At 45.2% G+C, this 4507-nt stretch carries 3 protein-coding genes; all 3 read right to left on the bottom strand.

What is annotated here, in order from left to right:
* Window positions 1–191: 191 nt before the first annotated feature.
* Genes aroB through tkt form a run of 3 tightly spaced genes read right to left on the bottom strand, consistent with a single transcriptional unit; the run spans window position 192 to window position 4356 of the window.
* Window positions 192–1268, bottom strand: coding sequence for a 3-dehydroquinate synthase (gene aroB / locus FHQ08_RS12560; RefSeq protein WP_230914733.1), 1077 nt, complete (start codon window positions 1266–1268; stop codon window positions 192–194).
* Window positions 1255–2274, bottom strand: a complete 1020-nt coding sequence (gene aroF / locus FHQ08_RS12555; protein ID WP_230914732.1) for a 3-deoxy-7-phosphoheptulonate synthase — start codon at window positions 2272–2274, stop codon at window positions 1255–1257. The genes aroB and aroF overlap by 14 nt, the downstream gene beginning before the upstream one ends.
* A 42-nt stretch (window positions 2275–2316) precedes the next feature.
* Entirely contained in the window at window positions 2317–4356 is a 2040-nt protein-coding gene (gene tkt / locus FHQ08_RS12550) for a transketolase (protein ID WP_230914731.1), read from the bottom strand.
* Window positions 4357–4507 lie beyond the last annotated feature (151 nt).

The raw sequence follows: 4507 nt of genomic DNA, 5'->3' as shown, positions 1-4507 counted from the left end.
GCTTTAGACTTCCTTCAGATTCCACCTCACGGTGGACACCCTTGTCCTCAACTAATAGTTCCGACTACTACGGTCTATAGTGGACTTTCACCACCAAGTTAGCGCCCATGCCGGGCGCACTAAAAAATGACAGGTACAAAGTAATCGCCTTGTAATCTGTCATTTTTTAGTACCCAATTTAATTCAGTGATCTATTCAACCAACATTGCGAAAAATTCCGCCAACTTATCGGTTGCCACAGGTAAAATTTCCGGTTGCCCAAAAGCTTTGAGATAAACCAAATTTAATTTACCATTACGATTCTTTTTATCTAGTTTCAATTGTTCAAAAATTTCAGCATCATGAATCAATGGTGAATTGATAGGTAGTCCCACTGCTTGTAACTGCTGAGTTAGTGCTGCCACAACTGGCTCCGGCGTTAAACCTTTGACCGCAAATACGCGACTTAATTGCACCATCCCAATACTAACAGCTTCACCATGAGCTAGCTGACCATTGGCTTTTAATTCGATGGCATGACCCAGAGTATGTCCAAAATTTAAGATCTGCCGCAAGCCACCTTCTTTTTCATCCTGCATGACCACGGCAGCTTTGAAAGCCACACTGTGTTCAATCAATGCCTGGGCTTCAGTTTGAATATTTCCCGGGTTATGTATCTTTTCAATCAACGGCCAAAAAGTTTGATCATTGGCAATAGCCGCCATTTTAACGATTTCAGCATAACCCTCAACCAAGTATCGCTGGGACAAGGTTGTTAGTGTATCAGGGTCGATCACCACTAGATCGGGTTGATAAAATGCGCCAACTAGATTTTTCCCCGTTCCAAAATCAACGCCAGTCTTACCACCAACACTACTATCAACTTGGGCTAATAATGAAGTTGGTACCTGAATAAAATGAATGCCTCGCATGTAAGTTGCGGCCACAAAGCCGGCTAAGTCACCGACAACACCGCCGCCCAAAGCCAGCACGCCATCACTTCTAGAAAATTGCTGGGTGACTAAAGTCTGATACAATTTTTGCACGGTGGCTAAGTTCTTCGAAGCTTCACCAGCTGGGAATGTCGCTAGCGTCACCTGAAAACCTGCAGCTGTTAATTGATCAATGACCGTTTGACTATAATGCGGTGCCACATTGGTATCTGAAACTAATAATACTTTTTGTGGTGTCCAAACTTCTTTGACTAAAGGTCCTAAATTCTGTAAGGTACCCCGCTCAATTTCAACGCGATATTTTTTATCTGGTAAAGCAAGATTAATCGCTGACATTAGCTGTCGCCTTGAAAGAGGCCATCGTCTTCCGTAATGCAAAGACTTCCCGGGTCATTTCTAAATAAGTCTTGGGTTTCAAAGCTTGGGGGCCGTCAGATAGGGCATGGGCTGGATCATCATGGATCTCAACGATTTCACCTTGCGCACCAGCAGCAACCGCAGCATTTGCCATCGGTGTGACGAGATCCCATTCACCGACAGCATGGCTTGGATCGGCAATCACCGGATAATGGGTCAGTTGACGCAAGACCGGAATTGCTGCCAAATCAAACGTATTACGCGTATATTTATTATCAAAGGTCCGAATGCCACGCTCAATCAAGAAAATGTTATGGTTACCTTCCGAAGCAATATATTCGGCTGCATTCAAAAGATCATCTAAAGTAGCTGACATACCACGTTTTAAACCCACCGCAATATTTGTTTTGCCAACTGCCTTTAACAACGAGAAGTTTTGCATATTGCGAGCGCCAATTTGGAAAATATCTGTGTATTGGCCCACCATATCGACATGAGGGACGTCCATAACTTCAGTGATCACGTCCATATCACTTTCGTCAGCGGCTTCACGTAAATACTTCAAACCAGCTTCCCCTAAGCCTTGGAATGAATAAGGTGACGTTCTTGGCTTAAAGGCCCCGCCACGTAGAACTGTCGCCCCACCAGCTTTGGCTACTTTAGCCATCCGCCGTACATGGTCTTCAGATTCAACTGAGCAAGGCCCTGCCATCATCGTGAAATTGTCACCGCCAATATTGGTGTGGGGCAATTCGATGACCGTATCTTCTGGTTGAAATTGGCGACTCCCCAACGTAAAGCTAGGATCATCAAAAGTGACCTGCTCAATCGCGCTAGCTTCTTTTTGCGTGAAGTCAAAAGCTTTCACGCCCATAGCGGCCATATGATTGCGAATTAGAAATACTTGACTGGGTAGCGCTTCTAATTTTGCTTTTATTTCCTGGGCAATATCTCGTTGCAATGGTTCTTTAAATTGTATGATCATATTTTCTTTGCTCCTTACTTAATCTCGTATATTTTAACATATCTAACCGATATTTTTTCGAGCAGCTAACTGACATTTAGTGCGCCAAGCAAACAAGATCTGATGACTGATTTGTTCAGCAGTAAAACCATAGTTAGCCAAGACTTCATCTGGGCGGCCACTTGCACCAAACGTATCGATGCCGATAGCCAGACCATTTAACCCAGTGAACCGTTCCCAGCCTAAGGTGCTGCCTGCTTCGATTGATACGCGAAAATCCAAGTTCGGTGGCAAAACTTGCTCGCGATAAACTTGACTCTGCTGTTGAAATAGTTCAAAACTTGGTAACGAAACGACCGATAGATTCAATCCCTGAGTCCACAACCGTTTTTGTACTTTTAAAGCCAGCTGTACCTCTGAACCAGTCGCAAGCAAAATGCCAGTTTGGTCTAATTCTGAACGTGCCGGTGAAAGCATATAGCCACCGCGTTGTACCCCCGTATGGGCAGCTAAGGGTGGTTGTGTGGTAAACGTGGTTAGCGCCTGTCTTGATAAAACTAAGACGGTGGGGCCAGTCGTATTTTCAATGGCACATTGCCAAGCCCCAACAACTTCATTCGCATCTCCTGGCCGAATCACCGTCACATTCGGAATATTTCGCAAACTCATCACTTGTTCCACCGGTTCATGGGTGGGGCCATCTTCACCAACCGCTAACGAGTCATGGGTAAATATGTAGATAACTGGTAATTTTTGTAAGGCCGCTAAGCGAATAGCCGGCCGCATATAATCTGAGAACACTAAAAAGGTACTCCCAAATATCCGCGAACCGCCGTGTAACGCGATGCCATTCATAATAGTGGCTTCCGCAAACTCACGTACACCAAAGGCGATATTGCGTTGTTCAAAATCTGTTGCGGTCAATACTGCTTCTGTCTTAAAATCTGTCCGATTAGAACTCGCCAAGTCGGCAGAACCACCCCAAAGTTGGGGCAAGGTATCATGTAACCTTTGTAACACTGAAGCGCTGGCATCTCGACCAGAAACTTGACTATTGGCAACATAAACTGGCATACCTCGCTGCCAATCTTTAGGAAGCGAACCCTTAATCGTGCGCCCCAATTTATGAGCAACCCCAGGCATTGCATTGCAGAAAGCCTGAAAACTTTGGCGCCAAGCAGAAAATTTCTGGGAACCGCGCTGCCCTAATGTTTGTTGTAATCGCTGGTAAACTACTGGTGGCATTTCAAATTCAGGTCGTTGCCACTGAAGATTTTGTCGTAAGACTGTCATATTTTCCGAACTCAATGGGGCCCCATGAACTTTATTCGTGCCAGCGTCTTTAGCGCCAAAACCAATGGTCGTACGTACTTCAATGATCGATGGCTTGGTTTCGTCAGCCTTTGCTTGCACAATTGCTTGATCGATGGCTGCTAAATCGTTGCCGTCGTCAACCCGTTGATACTGCCAGCCATAACTTTCAAAACGTTGCTTGGTATTTTCCGAACAGGAGCGCCCTTTAGCCCCATCCAATGAAATATCATTAGAGTCATACAATAAAATTAACTTTCCCAGTTTAAGATGGCCGGCCAAACTAGCGGCTTCATGGGAAACACCTTCCATGAGGTCACCATCGCCACATAAAGCGTAGGTCAAATGGTTGATCAATTGATGCCCATTGCGATTGAACTGACTGGCTAAATGACGTTCTGATAAAGCCATGCCCACGGCCATCCCGATACCTTGCCCCAGTGGCCCAGTTGTGGCGTCCACACCTGGTGTCTGTCCAACTTCAGGATGCCCAGGTGTTTTAGTGTGCAACTGACGAAAATTTTTCAAATCATCTAATGATAGCTCAAAACCGGAAAGATGCAGCAAGCTATACAACAAGGCTGATCCATGACCAGCAGATAAAACGAACCGATCACGATTGAACCAATCACTGTGCTTAGGGTCTACTTTTAAATGATTGCGAAAAAGTACGTAAGCCATCGGTGCAGCCCCCAGAGGTAGCCCAGGGTGACCGGAATTTGCTTTTTGAATCATTTGTACACTTAACATTCGAATCGCTTGAACGGATAATTCATCAATCACATCAAACATATGTTTTGCTCCTTTTCTTTTGCCAAGAATCGAGTAGGAGACCCTAACGGGTCGGCCTCTCACACCACCGTACGTACGGTTCCGTATACGGCGGTTCAATAACTTAAGCGTTTCTGAATAGACTGGTACGTTGTGGACAGATTGATAAGTC

Source organism: Agrilactobacillus fermenti, from assembly GCF_021030645.1.
GTDB lineage: Bacteria > Bacillota > Bacilli > Lactobacillales > Lactobacillaceae > Agrilactobacillus > Agrilactobacillus fermenti.
Note: the sequence above shows the minus strand (reverse complement) of the source record. Positions and strands in the feature narration are given on the sequence as shown.

What these genes read in the sequence shown, in the direction of transcription:
- aroF (WP_230914732.1), bottom strand. Translation starts at nt 2,274, where the DNA reads ATGATCATACAATTTAAAGAACCATTGCAACGAGATATTGCCCAGGAA.
- tkt (WP_230914731.1), bottom strand. Translation starts at nt 4,356, where the DNA reads ATGTTTGATGTGATTGATGAATTATCCGTTCAAGCGATTCGAATGTTA.
- aroB (WP_230914733.1), bottom strand. Translation starts at nt 1,268, where the DNA reads ATGTCAGCGATTAATCTTGCTTTACCAGATAAAAAATATCGCGTTGAA.